At 52.5% G+C, this 18815-nt stretch carries 15 protein-coding genes; 4 read left to right on the forward strand and 11 right to left on the reverse strand.

Going from position 1 to position 18815, the window contains the following annotated elements:
* Positions 1 to 3: 3 nt before the first annotated feature.
* The 7 genes from cas4 to E3E25_RS02970 all read right to left on the reverse strand — a co-directional run bounded on the left by cas4 (position 4) and on the right by E3E25_RS02970 (position 7593).
* Positions 4 to 519 carry a CRISPR-associated protein Cas4 gene (gene cas4 / locus E3E25_RS02940; protein WP_167891750.1) on the reverse strand — a complete coding sequence of 172 codons (516 nt, stop codon included), beginning with the start codon at positions 517 to 519 and terminating at the stop codon, positions 4 to 6.
* Positions 516 to 2693, reverse strand: a complete 2178-nt coding sequence (cas3, locus tag E3E25_RS02945) for a CRISPR-associated helicase Cas3' (protein ID WP_167891751.1) — start codon at positions 2691 to 2693, stop codon at positions 516 to 518. Before cas3 ends, cas4 begins: the two co-directional genes overlap by 4 nt.
* A complete protein-coding gene (cas5b, locus tag E3E25_RS02950; RefSeq protein WP_167891752.1) occupies positions 2690 to 3307 on the reverse strand; it encodes a type I-B CRISPR-associated protein Cas5b in 618 nt (205 codons plus the stop codon). Before cas5b ends, cas3 begins: the two co-directional genes overlap by 4 nt.
* Before the next feature lie 4 nt (positions 3308 to 3311).
* The gene (gene cas7i / locus E3E25_RS02955; protein WP_167891753.1) at positions 3312 to 4400 is read right to left on the reverse strand and encodes a type I-B CRISPR-associated protein Cas7/Cst2/DevR; all 1089 of its coding nucleotides are present in this window, start codon (positions 4398 to 4400) and stop codon (positions 3312 to 3314) included.
* Positions 4397 to 5878 carry a type I-B CRISPR-associated protein Cas8b1/Cst1 gene (gene cas8a1, locus E3E25_RS02960; RefSeq protein ID WP_370456639.1) on the reverse strand — a complete coding sequence of 494 codons (1482 nt, stop codon included), beginning with the start codon at positions 5876 to 5878 and terminating at the stop codon, positions 4397 to 4399. The genes cas7i and cas8a1 overlap by 4 nt, the downstream gene beginning before the upstream one ends.
* Entirely contained in the window at positions 5847 to 6635 is a 789-nt protein-coding gene (gene cas6 / locus E3E25_RS02965) for a CRISPR-associated endoribonuclease Cas6 (protein ID WP_167891754.1), read from the reverse strand. The genes cas8a1 and cas6 overlap by 32 nt, the downstream gene beginning before the upstream one ends.
* A 259-nt stretch (positions 6636 to 6894) precedes the next feature.
* Entirely contained in the window at positions 6895 to 7593 is a 699-nt protein-coding gene (locus E3E25_RS02970; protein WP_167891755.1) for an acetate--CoA ligase family protein, read from the reverse strand.
* A gap of 184 nt (positions 7594 to 7777) precedes the next feature.
* Here E3E25_RS02970 and E3E25_RS02975 point away from each other — a divergent pair, with 184 nt between their 5' ends.
* Entirely contained in the window at positions 7778 to 9040 is a 1263-nt protein-coding gene (locus E3E25_RS02975; protein ID WP_206204646.1) for a DUF4139 domain-containing protein, read from the forward strand.
* Here the strand turns inward: E3E25_RS02975 and E3E25_RS02980 are convergent.
* Complete coding sequence (locus E3E25_RS02980; RefSeq protein WP_167892629.1) at positions 9037 to 9270, reverse strand: hypothetical protein; 234 nt, start codon at positions 9268 to 9270, stop codon at positions 9037 to 9039. The genes E3E25_RS02975 and E3E25_RS02980 overlap by 4 nt on opposite strands.
* 93 nt (positions 9271 to 9363) lie before the next feature.
* On the opposite strand from E3E25_RS02980, the gene E3E25_RS02985 reads away from it, so the two are divergent.
* The 3 genes from E3E25_RS02985 (at position 9364) to trmBL2 (ending at position 14771) form a co-directional block, all read left to right on the forward strand.
* A complete protein-coding gene (locus E3E25_RS02985) occupies positions 9364 to 9894 on the forward strand; it encodes an SWIM zinc finger domain-containing protein (protein WP_167892630.1) in 531 nt (176 codons plus the stop codon).
* Positions 9895 to 9945: 51 nt separating this feature from the next.
* A complete protein-coding gene (gene rgy / locus E3E25_RS02990) occupies positions 9946 to 13611 on the forward strand; it encodes a reverse gyrase (protein WP_167891757.1) in 3666 nt (1221 codons plus the stop codon).
* Positions 13612 to 13976: 365 nt separating this feature from the next.
* Positions 13977 to 14771, forward strand: a complete 795-nt coding sequence (gene trmBL2 / locus E3E25_RS02995) for an HTH-type transcriptional regulator TrmBL2 (RefSeq protein WP_167891758.1) — start codon at positions 13977 to 13979, stop codon at positions 14769 to 14771.
* A gap of 66 nt (positions 14772 to 14837) precedes the next feature.
* On the opposite strand, the gene E3E25_RS03000 is transcribed toward trmBL2, so the two are convergent.
* The 3 genes from E3E25_RS03000 to E3E25_RS03010 all read right to left on the reverse strand — a co-directional run bounded on the left by E3E25_RS03000 (position 14838) and on the right by E3E25_RS03010 (position 18733).
* Entirely contained in the window at positions 14838 to 15758 is a 921-nt protein-coding gene (locus tag E3E25_RS03000; RefSeq protein ID WP_167891759.1) for a CGP-CTERM sorting domain-containing protein, read from the reverse strand.
* A gap of 26 nt (positions 15759 to 15784) precedes the next feature.
* The gene (locus tag E3E25_RS03005) at positions 15785 to 17605 is read right to left on the reverse strand and encodes a hypothetical protein (RefSeq protein ID WP_167891760.1); all 1821 of its coding nucleotides are present in this window, start codon (positions 17603 to 17605) and stop codon (positions 15785 to 15787) included.
* 111 nt (positions 17606 to 17716) lie between these two features.
* A complete protein-coding gene (locus tag E3E25_RS03010; RefSeq protein WP_167891761.1) occupies positions 17717 to 18733 on the reverse strand; it encodes a DUF4855 domain-containing protein in 1017 nt (338 codons plus the stop codon).
* Between the last annotated feature and the right edge of the window lie 82 nt (positions 18734 to 18815).

The raw sequence follows: 18815 nt of genomic DNA on the forward strand, positions 1-18815 counted from the left end.
CTTTTACACCCAGCAGAGTTCGTAGTAGGCGCATTTGAGGCACTTCTTTGATTTAACGGGCTCTGGCGGCACTGGAAGGGATTTTATCCGCTCGACTTCTTCTATCGCCGCTTTGATTTCATTCTCTCTGCCGTCGAGCGTTATCTCCTTCGTCTCGTTGAGCTTGGGGTAGTGGAGGACCGCTTTGGCGTTGATCCCGAGCTTTTTGAGGTAGTAGAGGTAATACAAAGCCTGCATCTCGTGGGCCTTCTCCATGCTCTTGCCAAGCTTGACTTCATGGATCTCTATGATGTCACCCCTGCGGATGAAGTCGATCTTTATTCTCCCGACCTGCACTTCCTTTTCCTCGCTGCCGTAGCGCCGCTCGTGGAGGAATTTGCCAAGGTCGACCCATTCGCTCTCCTGCTCCATGGTAATGCCCTTGGCGAAGTACCAGAGCTTCGCCGGGCAGATGAAGAGGTAGTTGATTTCCGTGCCGGTGATGAGGAAGTCGGTGAGGGGATACTCCTCAGAACTCACAGCACCTCTCCTCCACTTGCCGGCTCACGCAGAAGGCCCAGCTCAGGGCTGTACTCAAGCTCTGCGACCAGTACGTACTTTCCTGACCCCCTGTCTGAAAGCCTGTGGAAGGCGTCGCTTTCGCTCCTGAAGAGCCACAGCGGAACCGGAACGAGATGGCGGTGAACTTCGATTGACCTTCCACGGTTAATCAGCTCCAGAACCCTATCCTGATAAACTCCTGGAACCGCTTCCAGGCCTTGGAACATCTCGTAGAATTGCTCCTCGCTCTCACTGCCTTTCAACGGCTTTAAACTATTGAACAGCTCAAGGGCCTGCTCGCGGTAGGTCAGAACTTCATCGGTTAGCTTATCCGCTATGGGTTCATACGCACGGGTGACGAGTTCCGGAACCCTCGATTCGAGGAGGGGCTTTCCGTTGAGTTCTTCCAGGAGCTTGAGGCTCTCTCTCACAACTTCCATTGGGTATATTCTTCTGTCTCCCTCCCCACCAGTAGTTAAGATGTAAACGTCCCTTGGATTTCCGAAACCCCGTCTGTTTACCCTGCCGAAGCGCTGAATCAGAGCATCTAGTGGTGCTGGCTCCGTTATTATCGTCGAGAAGCTTATATCGAGCGAAACCTCAACCACCTGGGTAGCAACGACAACGTCGTAGTCCCTGAGGTTCGCGAGGAGCTTCTTCTCCTTTTCCTCCCTGTCGCCGTAGGTAAAGCGACTGTGGAGGAGCATGGAGTTGTATCTATCGCGCAAGTGTGAGTAGACCTCCATCGCCCTTGATATCGTGTTGCAAGCTATTAGAACGGGGCCGTGGGCATTGACTTCCGCGAGCAGTTCCTCAATACTATCCATCGAGCCGTCTATAACGTTCACCCTATGCCTCGTAAAGCGGTCAGCCTCTTCAGACGGAGTGCTCAGCAGGTGGGGCTTAAGAACCTCGCGCAGGAGTTCCTCAAGGAATTCGGGCATAGTCGCGCTCATTACGAGGGTTTTGGCCTTTTTTCTCATCAGCAGTTCTAGCATGGCAAGGATTATGCCCAAAACGTTGGGCTCGTAGGCGTGGATTTCGTCGAAGATGAGGAGAGAGCCAGTCAGCTCGGTCAGGCCCATCTCGGGGAAGCCGACGCCGAAGAAGGGCTTCATAAGCTGGAAAGGTGTCGTGACCTTGAGGGGTGTGTAAATCTTCCTGTAAAGGGAGGATAGACGTTTGTATTCGAGCTCCGAAGAGTAAAGGTAAAAACTGGAAGAGCTATGCAAAACGCCCACGAGCTCCGGCTCGCGGAAGAGAGCTAAAAGGCGTGAGTGCATGGCGTTTATGCTGGCCTTGTAGGGGAGAACGTAGAATATCCTGCTGGCCACCCCCTTTTTGGTTAGGGACGCGTTCCTGTTGGCCCAGAGGAGGGAGGCCTCTGTCTTGCCGTAACCGGTCGGCGCGCGGAGGATTAGGTTGCCCTCCGTTTCGCCTGCCTGTCTCTGTAAGAGCCTCCAGCGCTCGGGCGGAACCCGGGACTCAACGGCGGCCTTTATATCCGACAGCAGGCGAACGCCAAGCTCACCGGCTGAAGCGAGGTGGTCAGAGGCGTTGAGGATTCCGCGGAGAAAAACAAGCTCGCTCCAGTACTTCCTGGCGTTTCGCTCGTACCAGCTGAGCAGAGGGTCGAAGTCGTAGCCTTCAACTAGCTCGGCCCAATCGTTGGGAGGATTAAAAAGATCCTTCCGCCTTCCGAAGAAATACAGCTCCCAGTAGGGAACTCGCTCGAAGAAAATCTCCTCGATGTAATCCCTGTTCTGAAAGAGTTCCTCAACTTTCTCCTCGAACTCCCCGCGGTGTTCCCCGCCCGGCAGTATCTCTTCAAGCTCGTCGAGGGTTCGATGGTGGGTGAGGATTGAGAGTGCAATGAGGTTTCTCTCGTCCCCGGGAAGGTCGAGGAAAGCCGTAAACGGTGTCGAGAGTACCTCGTGCCGATAGCCCCATTTTCGAGGGTCTCTCTGGAATCCACTCGCGCACTTGCCGAGGTCGTGAAGTAGAACGGAATAAAAAGAAAGTTCCCAGACGCGCGGGAAGAGCTCCTCAAGCCATTTGAATGAGGTTTTCATGCTCTTCAGCACGTTTATGGCGTCGTTGATGTGGCACTCAAGGAAATCGTGCGGAATGAACTTGGCGTAGCAGACCTTCATTGACTCCACCTGTGGAGGTAGACTCCGACACCGAGTTCATCGTCGTAGGGGAGTTTCAGTTTCGGTGCTTTGCCCTTTGGAAATGGCAAAACCACAAAGGGCCTGACGAGCCTTGCCTTCCTCGGAGTTACTGAATAGTCGTACTCGACGACGAGGGCGTGAACAACGCCGGGAACCCCGAGCTTAACGGGAACTACAGTCCCACCGACGGGAGCTTCGGACTCATTTAGCTCAACCCGTTTTATCTCATCAACTGTCGCCACGTCGCTCGAACGGCCAAGGAGGAGCTGGTATCTGGGTCTTCTGAAGTGCTCTTCCCACTCATCAGGGAGGTAGAGGTAAAGCTCAACATTGTAGAGGAACTCTCGCCTCATTATGTCGGTCTCGACCTTTCCGAGGGCGTAGATTTTTTCGAGGTCAAGTCCTTTACCTTCGCTCCTGAAGACGTAGCCGACGTATGGAAGCTCGGTCAGATATACAGGCTCGCCCTTCGCCGCCGAGAGGATTCCCTGAATCGTTGAGGGCGGTGGAACTGGTAAGGTTGGCTGATAACCCGACTGGAAAGTTGGATAGCGGAATGAAGCTGTCCACGCTCTCAGTTTGACCCTGATCATGGGCTCACCCGTAGTAAGCCTCGATTTCCTTGGCGAACTCTTCTACCGCCTCTCCGACGGTACCCGTAAAGACCGCGATGCCTGCTTCTTTCACTCTCTCGGCTATTTCATCGACGTCCCAGCCAAGGGAGCGGACGAAGCCAGCATCGTAGCCAATGTAGAGCTTTGTGCCCTCGGGGATTACCTCCTTGAGGTCCTTGAGCCTCTTTGCAAGAGCCTCGGCGTCGAAGCGAATTTCGCCCTTCTCCTCGAAGACGAGGTCGCTTATGAAGGGGTTTATGCCGGCATCTACGTTGAGGAGCAGGACGAACTTCGGGGTCACGTCGGTGTGGTACTGACTCTGCTTGGCACCTCCTGTGAGGAAGCGGAGGGCCTTAATAGTCTCAGTGGCACGCTTCTTTCTGATTTCTGGGGGCATGAGCCACTCCTTTTCAGTCCTCTGGACGCCGAGTTCCTCAGCTATGCGCTCCATTTCATTGATTTCATTAACGACGTCCTCTGCGCCTTTCTTGGGGTTGCCCTTTTTGTCTCTTGGAACGTCGTCCCAGGTGAGGAGGTTCTTGAAGCCTGCCTTGCTGATAATTGTGAACCTTCCAACGGAGTCGAGGTCAAGGGAAAAAGCGCCTTTGAAAACCGTCGAGTAGAACTCCTGGCTGTAGGGGACTGGATCACCTTCGTGCCTTGAGGCGTAGCCCTCATCAACGGTTATGGAGCTTCTATCGGGGAGTACAGAAATCAGCGGGGTGTTCTTAAGAGGAGAGACCCTCGTAACGGTGACGTTCACGCCACCCTTCTTGAAGGCCCTCATGTAGCCAAAGACGTCGTCGTCAGGGTATTTGAGGGGATTTGCTGCCGTAAAGACCTGCTTCTGCTCGCGGTAGAGCGGGGAAAGCTCCCAGTTGAAGTGCTCCTTCAGGGTAAAGCGCCACCAGTAGCGCCAAGCCTGCGGTGAGACGTAGGGATACCGCTTTCCACCCCTCCTGAAGGTCTTGACACGGGTAACGTTCCTATCAGCTAAGCTCTCATCTATACCCAGCATGTTCAAGGCAGAGTGCGGTGCGTCAATTAACACAATACCGGTCGCAAACCTCATTCTTCCACCCCCATTCCGAAGATTCCAACTTCTTCATTCTCCTCAACCTCTTCCTCCTCTTCAGAGGCCTTCATCAGCCTGTCATGGAGCCTTTCATAGACCCTGAAGAGGAGCAGGTGCTTTACCGTCCTCCACGAGACGTTCAGGTCTTCCCCGTAGGAGGTGAGAACCGTCGCGAACTCGTCGAATGTCATGAGGGGCTTCTCTATCCCGAGCCTCTGGCGGAGCTTTTCGAGGTTCACGAAGAAGGCCTCGAACTGGTAGAGTTTTTCCGTCCTCTCTAGCTCTCTGACGCGCCTTGAAAGCTGGTTGTCTGGGAGCTTCTCCAGCGTTTCGACAATTCTATCGCCGACGTCCCTAATAAACTCCAAAGCCTCCTTATCCAAACCCAACACCTCCGAGCAGTAGAAAGATAAAAGTGACCACTTCGCGTTCGCACGGCGGTTTTTTATGTCGATGAAGTAGGGCAAGATGCTTTCCTCCGCCAAAAGCTTGGCGTAAACCTCGTTGGTGTAGCTCCGCTCGTACTTTTCAAACTCCTCCTCACTTGGCCGTTTGCGCCAACCCATCGCTACAATTCTCTTCCAGCCCTTGGGGTCCTCCCTGCTGGCGTGGGCAGTGAAACGAAGAACGGGCATTGGAACATGGATTATCTGGAGGTCCTGTCCCTGGTTGTTGTTCACAAAGTGGTAGAGCGTTATCGAGGCCCTGCCCCAGAGGTCGTTGCGCTCCGTCTTCCTCGTCAGCTCCCCAAGAAGGCGGAAGAGGAAGTTCTCGGGCCTCTTGAAGTCCCTGGCATTCGAAGCGAGGAAGCTTTTCCTGACGTCGTTTATTGCCTCACCGTGGAGTTCGAGCATAAGCTCGTAGGGATAGGTGTGCATCACCAGAACCCTTCCCCCTACTTTGTAAGCAACCAGCGGGAGGAACTGTACGAGGAAGAGGCAGTGGGAGCAGACGTTGAGGCCGTCCTTCGCCAAGGGGAAGTAGTTGGGAACTCCGCCGGTGCCAACCAGAGGGAAGTCGGAGCGGTAGACTGGCTTTGAGCGAGAGTGTCTCCTTCCACAGATTTCGCAGATTGGCGCGCTCGGATCTTCAGGCTCTTGCAGGAGCTCCCTTAGATTCTGGACTATCGCCTCAGGGGTTCTTTTCTTTGACATGCTTGGATTGGCCATCAAGATACCGCTGTTCGGGAGTATCATCGCATGGATATAACCTGAACTCCACTCCTTGCGCGCATAGAGCATCGAGGCGAACTCTATCGCCTTCTCAATGTCTTCACCGGTAAGTTCTTCGGGAGAGTGCTTTTTGCTCAAAAGCAACAGCGCAACGAGACCAGCATCGACGAAGGGGTGCCCAGTCCAGTTAAAAAGTGAAACTTTCTCATTGTGTTCACTTGAAGATTTGTGGAGTGACGGGTTCTTTGGGGGTTGTCTCCTCAGGAACTCGTCAAGGCGTTTTGTCTTTTCGATCCTCCCCACCTCCCCTCCAGTGCCTTTTCACTTTCTCTTTTCCCCCATCAACCTTCACCATCCCGAAGCCGATCGAGTTCTTCTCCCCGAAGCCCGCTAGGTAGCCGGCTTTAAGCAGACCTTCATCGCCCCTCGCGCGGAAGACAAGGTGCCACGCCACCTGAAAGATGCCCGGCTTCACCTCAAAGCGCTTGGGCTTGGCGTTGAGGACTTTCATCTCGAAGTCCTCCAGCGGTTTAGAGCCAAAGATGTGGAGGTGCTTCTCCCTCAGGTTCTCCCGGATAAGCTCGTAGAACTCCGGCTCCGATGGGCTTAGGTCGTAGCTCCTCAGCTTTCCAAACTGAAACCTCTTTGTAGTTACCGCTATCGGCGAGAGAGTCACGAACTTCCTCCCGCTCAGCTTCTCGGGTTCTGCTAAAGCTTTTACCTCCTCAACCGTAAAGCGCTCGCCCCAGAGCTCGACCTCCGGTTTCTGGAGCAGACCAGTAATGAAGGCCTCCGCCACCTCTGGAACGGCCGTCGAGAAGTAGAAGAAGCCCCTTCCATGTCCCAGGAAATACGGCCGTCCCTTTTCGAAGTCCCGCCTTTCTGCCATGAATAGGGAGAAAGTGAAGAGCTTCGGCACCTTCGGTGAGTGGAGGCGAAGGCTCAGCTCCGGGTTAGCCCTCTGAATCCTGCGGTAAATCAGTCCCTGGAGCTTGTGCTGGTGGTTGAAGGGGACTTTGAACGGCTCATTCTCCGGCCGGAGTCTTATTGCAAACCTCAAGGTACCACCCCATTGTGCACATATGGTGGAAATGGTACGTCTTTGGACTTTATAAGGCTTTCCATGCTCCAAAGTATAGAATGAAATGAGCATTGTGTTCTATCCAATGATAATGCAGTAGTAACTTATTACTACGAGAACTACACAACCCAGCTCCCCATGCGTCTACAGAGCATCAAGATGTATAACTGCCATTATAATAACCACGATTATACTTGAAATGTGCCCTAAATACAGAAGAGAGAAAGGGGCAGAGCCCTCAGAGGAGCATCCTCGCGTCAACTGCCACAGCTGAATCCTCGTAGGCAAAGATCGGGTTGATGTCGAGCTCCTTGATCTCCGGGAGCTCAAGAGCCAGTTCGCCGACCTTGGTGATTATCTCGGCGAGGGCCTCGATGTTGACCGGCTTCTCGCCGCGGGCTCCCGCTAAAATCGGGTATGCCTTGATCTCCTTTATCATGTCGAGGGCTTCCTCCCTGGTTATCGGGGCGACGCGGAAGCTGACGTCCTTGAGGATCTCGACGAAGATTCCACCGAGACCGAACATTATAGCTGGACCGAACTGCGGGTCGCGGATCATACCGACTATAACTTCTTTGCCAAGCGGGAGCATCTTGTAGACGATGACGCCCCAGAGGTCTGCGTCCGGCTTGTAGTTCCTGGCGTTCTCCATTATCTTCTTGAAGGCCTCTCTCGCCTCCTCATCGCTCTTGATGTTGACCTTGACACCTCCGGCGTCGCTCTTGTGGATGATCTGTGGAGAAACAATCTTCATAACGACCGGGTAGCCGATCTCCCTGGCGAACTGAACGGCTTCCTCCTCGTTGGTTGCAACTTTGAAGTCCGGAACGGGGACGCCATAGAGCTTGAGTATCTCCTTCGCCTCGGGCTCGACGAGCGGCCTGTTTTCGGCCTTGGCCTTCTCAATGATTGCCCTAGCCTTTTCAATCCTGTCCATACCAATCACCCCATCAGCTTGACAGTTCTCACTCCGACCGGGGGGTTAAAAGGGTTTCCATTTGCAAACCTTTCGTTTCGGCTCCGTTTGAAGCGATGCCAGGGGTATAAATACCCCAAAGTCCAAGGTATTAGTGGTGATCGGAGTGAATCGGAAGATTATTGCTGGCATTGGAGGAATTCTGATGATAATTCTGGCGGTCTTTTCTTTCCAGGGCGGCAAGGCGTCTCAGGTAGATGCGACGGTTGTGCTGTACAACTCCGCCAAGATAGGCGTCGTTGAGAAGACGCTGGAGCTTGAGCTGAAGGAGGGCATGAACGAGGTTCCCCTTGAGGAGCTGGCCGGGCTCGACATAGCCGAAGTCACGATAAGGCCGCTCGATGAAGGCGTTAGGGTTCTTGGAGTCTTCAGCAGGGGTCAGGGAGGAGACGTTTACAGCGCCAACGTCGGAAGCGAGGTTGAGGTCAAGCTGAGGAGCGGCGACACAGTTACTGGAAAGTTCCTCGGCTTCAAGAACGGGAAGATAGCCATCGAGGGTGACGGCTACTACCTCATAAACCCGAACGAGGTTGCCTACTTTAAAGCTAAAAACCTTGAGGGAAAGGCGAGCGTTTATGCCGTCCTTCAGGCTGAGAAGGGAGGAAAGTACAACGTGAGCATCATCTACCGCGTTGCAAACATGAGCTGGGAGAGCAGGTACAAGCTCTACATCGGCGATAACGCGAAGCTTTACGGCTACATCGTGCTGAAGAACCCCACCGCTCAGGAGTTCAGGGACGCGAAGGTTCTTTTGGTTGCCGGCGACGTCCAGCTGTATCAGATTGCCCAGCCGAGGGTTCTCTATGCCATGGCTGAGAAGGGAACCGAGGAGGTCAACGTTGGGGGGCCTGAGAAGGTAGAGGCGTTCTACCTCTACAAGCTTGGGGTAGTTGACATAAACCCCGCCAGCACGATGATGTACCCCTACATAAGCTTCGAGGTTCCCTTTGAGAGGGAGTACCTCTACGAGAGCTGGCCGTATTCCCGGGAAGGGCCGGTCTACGAGTCAATATCCTTCAAGACCGAGAAGGTTCTTCCCGCCGGAATAGTTGAGATATACAGGGAAACCGACGATGGATCGCTCCTCATCGGCGAGAGAGCCATAGAGCACACTCCAGAAGGGGAGACACTCAGGATAGGCATCGGAAGGGACTACGACCTTAAGGGCAGTACGGTAGTCCTTGAGGAGAGGCACGACGACCACTACGCCTACTATAAAGTCAAGATTACCCTCGAAAACTTTGGGAACGAAACTAAGACCGTCGTGATCAGGCATCACAAGTGGGGGAAACTCCTAACCTCGAGCGTCCAGCCAATAGACGAGACCCAGAACTACGTCGAGTTCAAGGTTACGGTTAACCCTGGGGAAAAGAAGGAGATAGTCTTTGACTACGAGAACCGCTATTAGCTCTTCCGGAGTGTTACCTCGAACCTCTTTTCTCCTTTTGATACGTCGAGAACAAGGCTCTTATCGTAGTCTACGAACTTTGTGTTCAGTATCGCGTAGCCTTCGCCCTGAAGGAACTCCGCCATTTTGAGGCCGAGGTCGTCGAAGAACTCCGCCGCCATAGTGGCCATGCTAGGCTCCTTTATGCCGAGCTCATCGTGATAGCGCCTCGCGAGTTCAAAAACATCCATGGTCACCACCGCATATAGTACTCACCGGGGAATAAAACGCTTTCGCCCGAAAGGCTTAAAGCAACTCCGGGTGAAGCCCCTAAAGTGAGTGCCATGGATGAGAGGACCCTCAGGAAGGGGGAGCGCTATTACAAGGCCGGAAAGGTCCTCTGGGTCGTCAAGTACAGGGATAGGCTCTTCTCCAAGGTTCTGGGCACTTACCCCTACTACGTCGAGCTTGGCCTTTCAACAGGCGAGAACCGCTGCACCTGTCCACTTGGAGGAGACTGCAAGCACGTCACAGCGACCATGAAGGCGTACGAAAGCGGCTTCTACTTCGAGAGCTTCGATAAGCATGCCGGGCTCTTTCCAGAGGCGATCGCCATGGAGTTCTTAGCCGAGGTTCCGGAGCTGGCGCTCGACGTTACCCTCAAGGAGCTTCGCTTTGCCCTCAGCACGGACGAGAGCGGGAGCGAGGTTGCCAGACTCTTCAGGAGGGCTTTAAGGCTAGTCGAGATAACGGGCAAAACGGAGGCCATCCACGTCCTTGAGGAAATCCTCGCGGAATACAAGCACGTCTTCAGCGACTACGAGCTTTCGGCAAAGCTCGAGGACGAGCTCAGAGAGCTCGAGGCCACAATCTAAAAACCCTTATAAATCTCCCCGGCACCAAATAGGAACTTAGAGGGTGAGAAAATGAAGGCGATTTACCGCGAGATGTGCCCGAACTGCCTCGGTAAAATCTCCGATGAAAGGCTGTATCTGAAAAATCCCTGCAACGAGTGCCTCGCTGAAACCGCTCGGGCTGACTCCTATTTTGACCTCGTCACGGCGGTTAGAAACGCCCTCCAGCTTAGAGGCACCCTCAAGGAGTGGGAGAGAATATACGACCTTGAGAGGGGCCTTAGGGAAATCGAGGCCTTCTTTGAGAAGGCCACAGGTTTTACCTTCTGGAGCGCGCAGAGAACCTGGGTCAAGAGACTCCTGAAGGGGAGGAGCTTCTCGATCATAGCCCCGACCGGAATGGGTAAGAGCACCTTTGGGGCCTTCATGGCCGTGTGGCACGCCACGAGGGGGAAGAAGAGCTACATAGTCGTCCCGACAACGCCGCTGGTGGTTCAAACAGTCAAAAAGCTCCAGGCGATAGCCGAGAGGGCCGGCGTTGAGATAAACCTCGCCTACTATCACGGCAACCTTCGGAAGAAGGAACGGGAGGAGATGCTGGCCAAGATTCAAAATGAGGACTATGATATTCTCGTTACCAGTGCTCAGTGGCTCGCGAGGAAGTTCGATGAGGTTCTGAAGGGCAGGCGCTTTGACTTCATCTTCGTCGACGATGTTGACGCTTTTCTAAAGGCCAGCAAGAATATAGACCGCTCCCTTCTTCTCCTCGGCTTTAACGAGGAGATAATAGAGAAGGCGTGGGAGATAATCCGCCTGAAAAAGCAGATGTCGAAGTATCTGAACGGCCGCGCCCAGGACAGGGAGGAGAAACTCAAGGAACTCAACGGCAGTATCGGAAAGATACAGCGTGAAATCGAGGATTTCAAGGCCAAAAACGGCGTCGGGATAATGATAATCGCCTCGGCTACCGGTTCAGCCCGGGGCGACAGGATAAAGCTCTACCGTGAGCTGCTCGGCTTCGAGGTTGGGAGCGGGAGAAGCGCCCTCAGGAACGTCGTTGACAGCTATCTTAAGCCTACGAAAGACGTCAAGGAGCACGTCGAGGAACTCCTTGAGAGGCTCGGAAAGGGCGGTATAATATTCACCCCAATCGATCAGGGTCTGGGCTACGCCGAGGAGCTCGCCAACTATCTTCGTGAGAGGGGCTTCAGGATAGAGCTCGTCAGCTCAAAGAACAGGAAGTCCATTGAAAAGTTCGAGAACGGCGAGGCCGACTACCTCATAGGTTCGGCAACCTACTACGGTTCTTTGGTTAGGGGCCTCGACATGCCCCACCTCATCCGCTACGCGGTCTTTACCGGCGTTCCCAAGTTCCGGTTTTCAATAGACCTTGAGAGGCCGACCATCTACCGTGCCCTCGGCCTGCTCAGTGAGATAATGGAGTTCCTGAGCGATGAGGACAGAAAGCAGGCCGAAAGAATGCACGCAAGGCTGAGGAGGCTCATCAGGAACATCCCTCAGTTTGAACTGCTCAAGATCGAAGAAGCCCTCGCTGAGGGACTTCCAATAGAGAACGGCTTCCACAACCACGTCCTTGGTGTTTTCCGAGAGCTGGTGGAGTTCCTGAGGCGGGTTCTCAGGGATGAGGAGGTTCTCAGGAGGCTCGCGGAGGATCCTTTCATCAGCCTGAAGGAGGAAGGTGGCAAGTGGTACATCGAGATTCCCGACGTTAGAACGTACATCCAGGCCACTGGAAGAACGAGCAGACTCTTCGCCGGTGGAATCACCAAGGGACTGAGCGTGCTTATAGTTGACAATGAGAAGGTCTTCAACGGCTTGTTAAGACAGATGCGCTGGCGCTTCACCGAGTTCAAGATGGTGCCCTTCGAAGAGCTGGACCTCGATGATGTTCTGAGGCAGATAGACGAGGACAGGGAGAAGGTCCGTCTTGTTATGGAGGGCAAGATAAGCGCCAAGGTCAAGGACCTCGTCAAATCAGCCCTTATGATAGTGGAGAGCCCGAACAAGGCGCGCACGATAGCCAACTTCTTCGGTCAGCCGAGCAAGACGAGGATAGGTGATCTCGTTGCCTACGAGGTGAGCATAGGGAACATGATGCTGACCATCCTTGCCAGCGGCGGGCACATGTTCGACCTCGTGACGAACGAGGGCTACCACGGCGTTCTGGTTGATGAGAAAGACAGCATGCTGAAGTTCATCCCCGTCTACGACACCATAAAGCGCTGCCGCGACTGTGGCCATCAGTTCGTTGACTGGGAGGAGAAGGGTGTCTGTCCGCGCTGTGGCTCGACCAACGTCCGCGACGCCCTTCAGAACGTTAAGGCCATGCGGGAGATAGCACAGGAGGTCGACGAGATACTCATCGCGACTGACCCCGACACGGAGGGTGAAAAGATAGCCTGGGACATAAGGAACGTGCTCAGCCCGTACACCCCGAACATCAAGCGCATAGAGTTCCACGAGGTGACGAGGCCGGCGATACTCAGGGCCATCGAAGAGGCGAGAGAAGTAAACGAGGGAAGGGTGAACGCTCAGATAGTGAGGCGCATTGAGGACAGGTGGATTGGTTTTGAACTCAGCCAGGAACTCCAGCGCGTCTTTGAGAACCGCAACCTCTCCGCTGGAAGGGTTCAGACGCCGGTTCTGGGCTGGGTTATCGAGAGGTACAAACAGTTCACAGAGAGCGAGACGTATTTCATGGGACTAAAGCTGGAGAACGGCCTCCAGCTCACGGTGGAACTCGGAAAGGACGGCAAAAGCGTTGAGCCTCCGGAGTTCGTAACGGTTGAGAAGGCCGAGCTTGAGGAAAGGGAGCTGAATCCAAGTCCACCTTACACCACCGATGCCATGCTGAAGGACGCCTCGACCTTCCTCAAGCTGTCCGCGCCGGAAGCGATGCGCATCGCCCAGGACCTCTTCGAGCTCGGACTGATCACCTATCACCGTTCCGACAGCACTCATGTCAGCAACACGGGAATAGAGATCGCTAAAGAGTACATCACCCAGGAACTCGGTGAGGAGTACTTCAAGCCCAGGCCCTGGGGTGAGGAGGGGACCCACGAGGCCATAAGGCCGACGAGGCCGATAGACACGGGCAGGCTGATGCAGTTGATCCGCGATGGAATTCTTCAGCTTCCGAAGAACCTCACCCGGAACCACTACAGGCTCTACGACATGATATTCAGACGCTTCATGACGAGCCAGATGAAGGCCGCGAAGCTCCTCATGGAGAGGGCCGTTATCAATGCTGGCGTTGGAAAGGCAGAGATAGAGGGCTACGTTGAGGTAATCGAGGACGGCTGGACAAGGCTTCGCTCTCCACCCTTCAGGCAGTTACCACGGCTTGAGCCCGGGGTTAGGCTTAAGGTCATCGAGGCCAAGAAGTGGAAGGCGCCGAAAGTTTCTCTCTACACCCAGGGAGACATAATAGCGCTCATGAAAGAGCGCAAGATAGGAAGACCCTCAACCTACGCCAAGATCGTCCAGACGCTCCTCCAGCGCTACTACGTCCTCGAGACCCGCGGAAGGAAAAAGCTCGTCCCGACTGAACAGGGTATCAAGGTCTACCACTATCTCATAAGTAAGTATAAGGAACTCGTCAGCGAGGAAAAGACCAGGGAGCTCGAAGAGATAATGGATCTGATCGAGGAAAACAAGGTCGATTATCAGGAGGTTCTCCGTGAGCTTCATGGAGAGATACGCCAGTACCTGGGTTAAGGTTTATTTTTCATACTCCACCCTATGCTTTGGTGTTAATTCAGAATCGCGTTTATTTAATGAATTGGAATATGCTTAATTCGTTGTAACTTCAGCAATGACGTTACAACATGTTTCATTATTTATCATTCATAGTTCATGTCGTGCCTAGATGGTACCTATGAATTTTGCTTCTCAGTAAAACCAAAAATTTTAAAATTTATCCAGTAGTAATGCCTTTGTATATCCATGCAACGGCAATAATATCCAGCGAAGTCATCTCCGAATAATCTTCGAAGCATAACCCTGGACACTAACGACCCGTGGAAAAAATTTATATGGAATGAAATCCAAACAAAAAATAGAAAATCGGGTGGTGGTAAGAAATGGTTAAGGATAGGATGGTAGAGCTCCTTCAGGAGCACTTTGAGTTGAACCTCTACGAGGCAAGGGCGTACGTGGCACTAGTCGGTTTTGGAGTTCTCACTCCGGCAGAGCTGGCCAGCGTCTCCGAGGTTCCGGCGCCGAGGACTTACGATGTCCTCAGGAGCCTTGAGAAGAAGGGCTTTGCCATCAGCCAGCCGGGCAAGGTCAACAAGTACAGGCCGGTTCACCCGCAGAACATCCTTGAGAAGTTCATCGAGGAGTGGCAGGAGAGGGTTGCTGAAGAGCTTGAGGCCAAGAAGAAGGCCAAAGAGGAGCTCCTTGAGCTCATGAGCCCGCTCATCGAGACCGAGATTCCGAAGTACGGCGTCGAAAAGGTCTGGGTTGTCAGGGGAATCAGGAACGCCACCCTCAAGACCAAGGAGATGTTCGAGGAAGTCAAGGAGCAGATCCTCCTTGCCGACGACGGCTACATCGCGGTCAACCTTGAGAGTGACATCATCAAGGCCATCGACAACGGCGCCAAGGCCAAGATAATCGTCACCGAGAGCGTCTTCCACAGGCTCGGTACCTCGAAGATACTGGACTACTACAAGGCCGGCAAGCTTGAGCTTAAGATTATAGACAAGCTTGAGCTTCCGATGCTCATCTGCGACGACGAGGTCTTCTTCGCCCTCGAGGACATGGCGGCAAGGTACTTCAACTACGAGACCCAGATATGGATCAAGGACTTCCGCGTCAAGGCCCTCTTCGAGGGCAAGTTCAACGAGTACTGGGAGAAGGCCAAGAAGGCCTGATTTTTCTTTTCCCTTGTTCTTCATGTGCCTTTTTACTGCCCTGCCTGCGTTAAGAAAAAAGGGGAGCTAACGCCTTCTGAGGATTAACGGAATTACTGCAAGCAGACTTATCAGCCCCGGCCCGCAGATGCCCTTTTTGGTTTCTTTTGTGTTGGTTTGTGTTTTTGTTGTATTTAGGGATGTCTCCTTAGTGTAGGTTGTGCCGTTGGTCTCAACGGCCATGCTGGTAGTATCCGCACTGGTCTTGCAGACCGTCACGTTGATAATTTTAACATCGCCTGGAAACCAGAAATCCTGTATCAGACTGTTGTTTCCAGTTGTGTTCAGGTAAACGAGGGTGACGTTTCTTACCAATTCGTCTTTTTTGATGATGAAATAAACGGGGAAAACGCTCGAATTCACAACGATGGCCGGACCTGGAGACCAGCTACTCGCGCTTTTGCTGGAAGCTATCCAGAGGTCGCTCACGTTCGCTTGACCCCACTCGCCGGGACCCCAGGATTGCAGTTCAATCTTCCAGCCGTTAATCTCGTTGCTAATTTTTCCCCGATGGAGCCAAAACCAACTGCTGACGTTTACCGGCTCAACGCAGAAGTTCCGGGTGTCAAACCTGTAAACCATATCGACCTGAGAATAATCTGGGAGGTAGCACTCCATCTCCACGTACCAGCTCCCGTTGATGAACGTTGCTCTCCTGTAGATTATCCCCTCCGTGGGAACTCCCACCGCGGGAGTAAAGTTCAGCAGGTAAAGCCTGCCGCCATCGAAGAATAGGAGGTACTCGTGGCCGTAAAAGACCTCAGGCCAGCAGTCGGTCATGCCGCAGCTGATTCCCCACTGGAGGACTGAAAGGTGGACCAACGCCTCGGTTCCGTTCGAGAGAACCGAGTATTTTACCTCGTAAAGGGGACTGGGCTCTTTTACGTAGTAAGTTGCTGAAACCGGAAGGGTGAGGAAAAGGAGGAGGGCAATAAGGAGGATTACCAAGCGGAACGTTGTTATCCGGGACGTTTTTATCCCCTCCTTGAAGCGTTTTCTATGAGCAAGCTAACGACTACAAGTAGAACGAGGAAGCCAGGCCCACAGATGCTTTTCCCGCCTGCTCTTGAGGTCGCTCGTTGGGAGAACGTCCCTGTAGACGACTTCACGGAACCTGTCCCAGTTGAGTGAACTGGAGTGGAAGAGTTAGTAGAAGTCCGGTTCACCGATGGACAAATGGCACAGGGTTTAAGTCTAATTTGATTCTTCACGGGTGATAAACCTGGAAGTATAGTGAAAGCAGGTTTTAAGGTCCCATTAGAGTAGTACAGTGCGTAAACCCCTGTAGAATTCCCAAGGAGCCAGAAGTATGAATCATTAAGGTACACAGCGAAGGACGAACCCAAAAACCCGTAAAGGATGGAACCCGGGGCTATTAAATACCCTTTCCCATCCCTCGCGGCGGTAAAGCTCCAGTATTTACCCGGGCCAGGGTAGTATTTCCCTAACTCCCAAAGAGGTATCCGTAAGGTCTCGTTTGAAAAGTGAAACACTACGGAATCCCCAACAACTTTGCCACGGGCAACAAAGCCCTTGTCTCCTGGAATCCCGCTCGAATTTGAAATATGGCGTAGGCAGTCGTTTTCAAGCCTGTAAACCTGTGAAGCCATCTTGGAGGGACCCTCAGGGATGTACTGCCAGAGGAGGTAGTAGGTGCCGTTTGCGACGCCGACGTTAACGTGGTACGACGGCAAAGGGGAGTTTGAAACCCTGTCCACGTGGGGCATTGCGGAGAGGTTGAGGTAAACTGGGGTTTCCCCCTTAAAGAGGTACAGGAAGTCCATAGGAACCCACGCGGCGGATTGCCAGTCGGCGCATGTCATTCCGCTTCCCCAGAGCTCCAGAGGAATATCTTTGAGCTTGAGCATTGCAGTGCTACCGTTGGAGTACAGGTATATTGAAACATGATCCGTTGGTGAGAAATCACAGTTCTCAAGGGCGTTCTTTTCGGGTATCATTATCGTTGCATTAACTGCGTATGGATTTGGTAAGTTCCTTAAAGGATCTCCCACAGGAGTAATCATCCTTAGTATATCCGCAACGGGCTTTAATGTGTCATTTGAATAGAGCAGTATGGGAAGGGTATTGGTAAGTGGTACACCAGCCGAGGAGTCTGGACCGACGTAGAGCTTTCCGTCATTTTTCCAATAGGTTACGTTCACGGGGTAAATCAAAAGCTCCCGACGATAGATTGGGTTGCCGTGCTCATCCCAATTTACAAGATGATAGTAAACTGTAGCACCAAGCTTGTGGAGAAAACCCTTTGGGTAGTAGTGTTCGATCTCATCGACAGGAACTCTGACTGTCCAGTTGGAAATCCTGAACACAATGTAATCCCCCTGAAGTTCCCCCGTAATCCGGCGTGGTGGGGAGTATTTGGTGTATACCCTAACGAGACCACTCAGGATTGCGTAATCCATGGGGGAACCGTTTTCCTGCCACCAACGGAGGATTACGTCATTTCCCACGGAGTAAACTTCGAACCGATTGGTGGGCCAAGGAAGCGTCAGATTTCCCAGTTTGAATGTTTCACCTGAGACGTTCATGAAGCTTATATACGTGAAATTACTGTAGTTCACATAGTGGTAGGAGAAAGCGTAAGCCAAAGTGTAGGTTCCGTAACCCGGAAGCTCAACGTCAACGGTGAGTATCGTCTGGGTTCTAGTCCCAATACCAGAGATGTGGATTTCATAAACGGTTGCTGGAAGTTTAGATACGTCATGAGAAGCGGGAACTGAAGAGTTAGTAAGTGAAATGGAAATGAGGAGAGCTAGAAGGACTGCAATCCGCCTCATATAGTCACCTCCGCGGCAATCTGGCCTCCGTTAGTTCCTTTAATCAGTTTCACTGTGTCTGCTCCTAACTGTTTGGGTGTTAAGAAAATTAAATGGTAACGGGTCATAAAATCACCATTCTGAGCATTTTGCTCTCACCTTATCGACGACTTTCAAATCAGTGCCGAAATAGTAAGCTCTATCCGGGAATAAGGTGCTAACAGCTTCTTGAACTGAAATCGGAGAACTATGGAACTCTTCGATATACACTTCTACAATCGCACTAATGTAATCGCAGGCGCGATTAATGCACTTTTGTTCTGTTTCTTGATTAGGTATTTTGTCACATCCGACTTTTTCTATAAAGTGACCCTCTCTCCATGTTCCCTGAGTATTCTTGCAATATGCACAGTTACTATTTTCCCCCACTATAGTATTATCAGCCTCCATCTCGATTGAAAGTCCATTGTATGACATCCATTTAACGCGAAGCGCCAATTCTTGCAGAGTGTAATCGCTTCCGTCGTCTAATTTAGTAGTCTGATAGTAGTGAGGCTGAACAAACACGTGGTCAAAATACTCTGCAAGGGTTGGAATAGTGACATAGTCAGGGTTCGTTATCCACTTCATAGCCCTGTTTCCAATAGTGGGAATCCAGATTAGTTCTTGTCCGTGCCCGTGAACGTAATCATGGAGGCTCTGGATGAACTCCCTAGAGACGTTTTCACCGTGGGGTCCTGTTTGGAGAGGGCTCTCGTAGCTCCAGTAAAAGCCCTTCATGTTGTCAATATCGACGGAAAGAACTCCATTAATCCAGCCCCTGTAGTATGAATCGGGGACACTTGAAAAAGACGCTTGGGCCTGATCCCTCTGCCTGCCATCGGGGCGACTAAACGGGATTGTTATGTAAAACGGCATGTCAATGCCCAGGGAAAGAACCCATTTCGCTAACTCTCTCCCGTCGTTGTACCCATTAGAGTACATAAAACCACTGCAGTGAGAGTTACGTCCTTCGCCATCAAGTACGACAACCCTATCAAAGCCCCTCTCCCGGAAGTCATCAACAGTAGCCTTCCTGTCTCCGACGGTCATCCTTGACTCGTAGTCAGAACCATTCCATCGAACCCACCATAGTGCGAACTTTGCCACGAGACATCACCATCATAAGTACTGCTGACACGTATACAAAACTATTTGAATTTTTACTTGTCAAAATCACAACACTATGAGT

The sequence above is a fragment of the Thermococcus sp. MAR1 genome (genome assembly GCF_012027305.1).
GTDB lineage: Archaea > Methanobacteriota_B > Thermococci > Thermococcales > Thermococcaceae > Thermococcus.

Bases quoted from the DNA above. Each gene is read 5' to 3' on its own strand.
- E3E25_RS02970 (WP_167891755.1), bottom strand. From the start codon at position 7,593: ATGGACAGGATTGAAAAGGCTAGGGCAATCATTGAGAAGGCCAAGGCC.
- cas7i (WP_167891753.1), bottom strand. From the start codon at position 4,400: ATGAGGTTTGCGACCGGTATTGTGTTAATTGACGCACCGCACTCTGCC.
- trmBL2 (WP_167891758.1), top strand. From the start codon at position 13,977: ATGGTTAAGGATAGGATGGTAGAGCTCCTTCAGGAGCACTTTGAGTTG.
- E3E25_RS02985 (WP_167892630.1), top strand. From the start codon at position 9,364: ATGGATGAGAGGACCCTCAGGAAGGGGGAGCGCTATTACAAGGCCGGA.
- cas5b (WP_167891752.1), bottom strand. From the start codon at position 3,307: ATGATCAGGGTCAAACTGAGAGCGTGGACAGCTTCATTCCGCTATCCA.
- E3E25_RS02975 (WP_206204646.1), top strand. From the start codon at position 7,778: ATGATAATTCTGGCGGTCTTTTCTTTCCAGGGCGGCAAGGCGTCTCAG.
- cas3 (WP_167891751.1), bottom strand. From the start codon at position 2,693: ATGAAGGTCTGCTACGCCAAGTTCATTCCGCACGATTTCCTTGAGTGC.
- E3E25_RS03005 (WP_167891760.1), bottom strand. From the start codon at position 17,605: ATGAGGCGGATTGCAGTCCTTCTAGCTCTCCTCATTTCCATTTCACTT.
- rgy (WP_167891757.1), top strand. From the start codon at position 9,946: ATGAAGGCGATTTACCGCGAGATGTGCCCGAACTGCCTCGGTAAAATC.
- E3E25_RS02980 (WP_167892629.1), bottom strand. From the start codon at position 9,270: ATGGATGTTTTTGAACTCGCGAGGCGCTATCACGATGAGCTCGGCATA.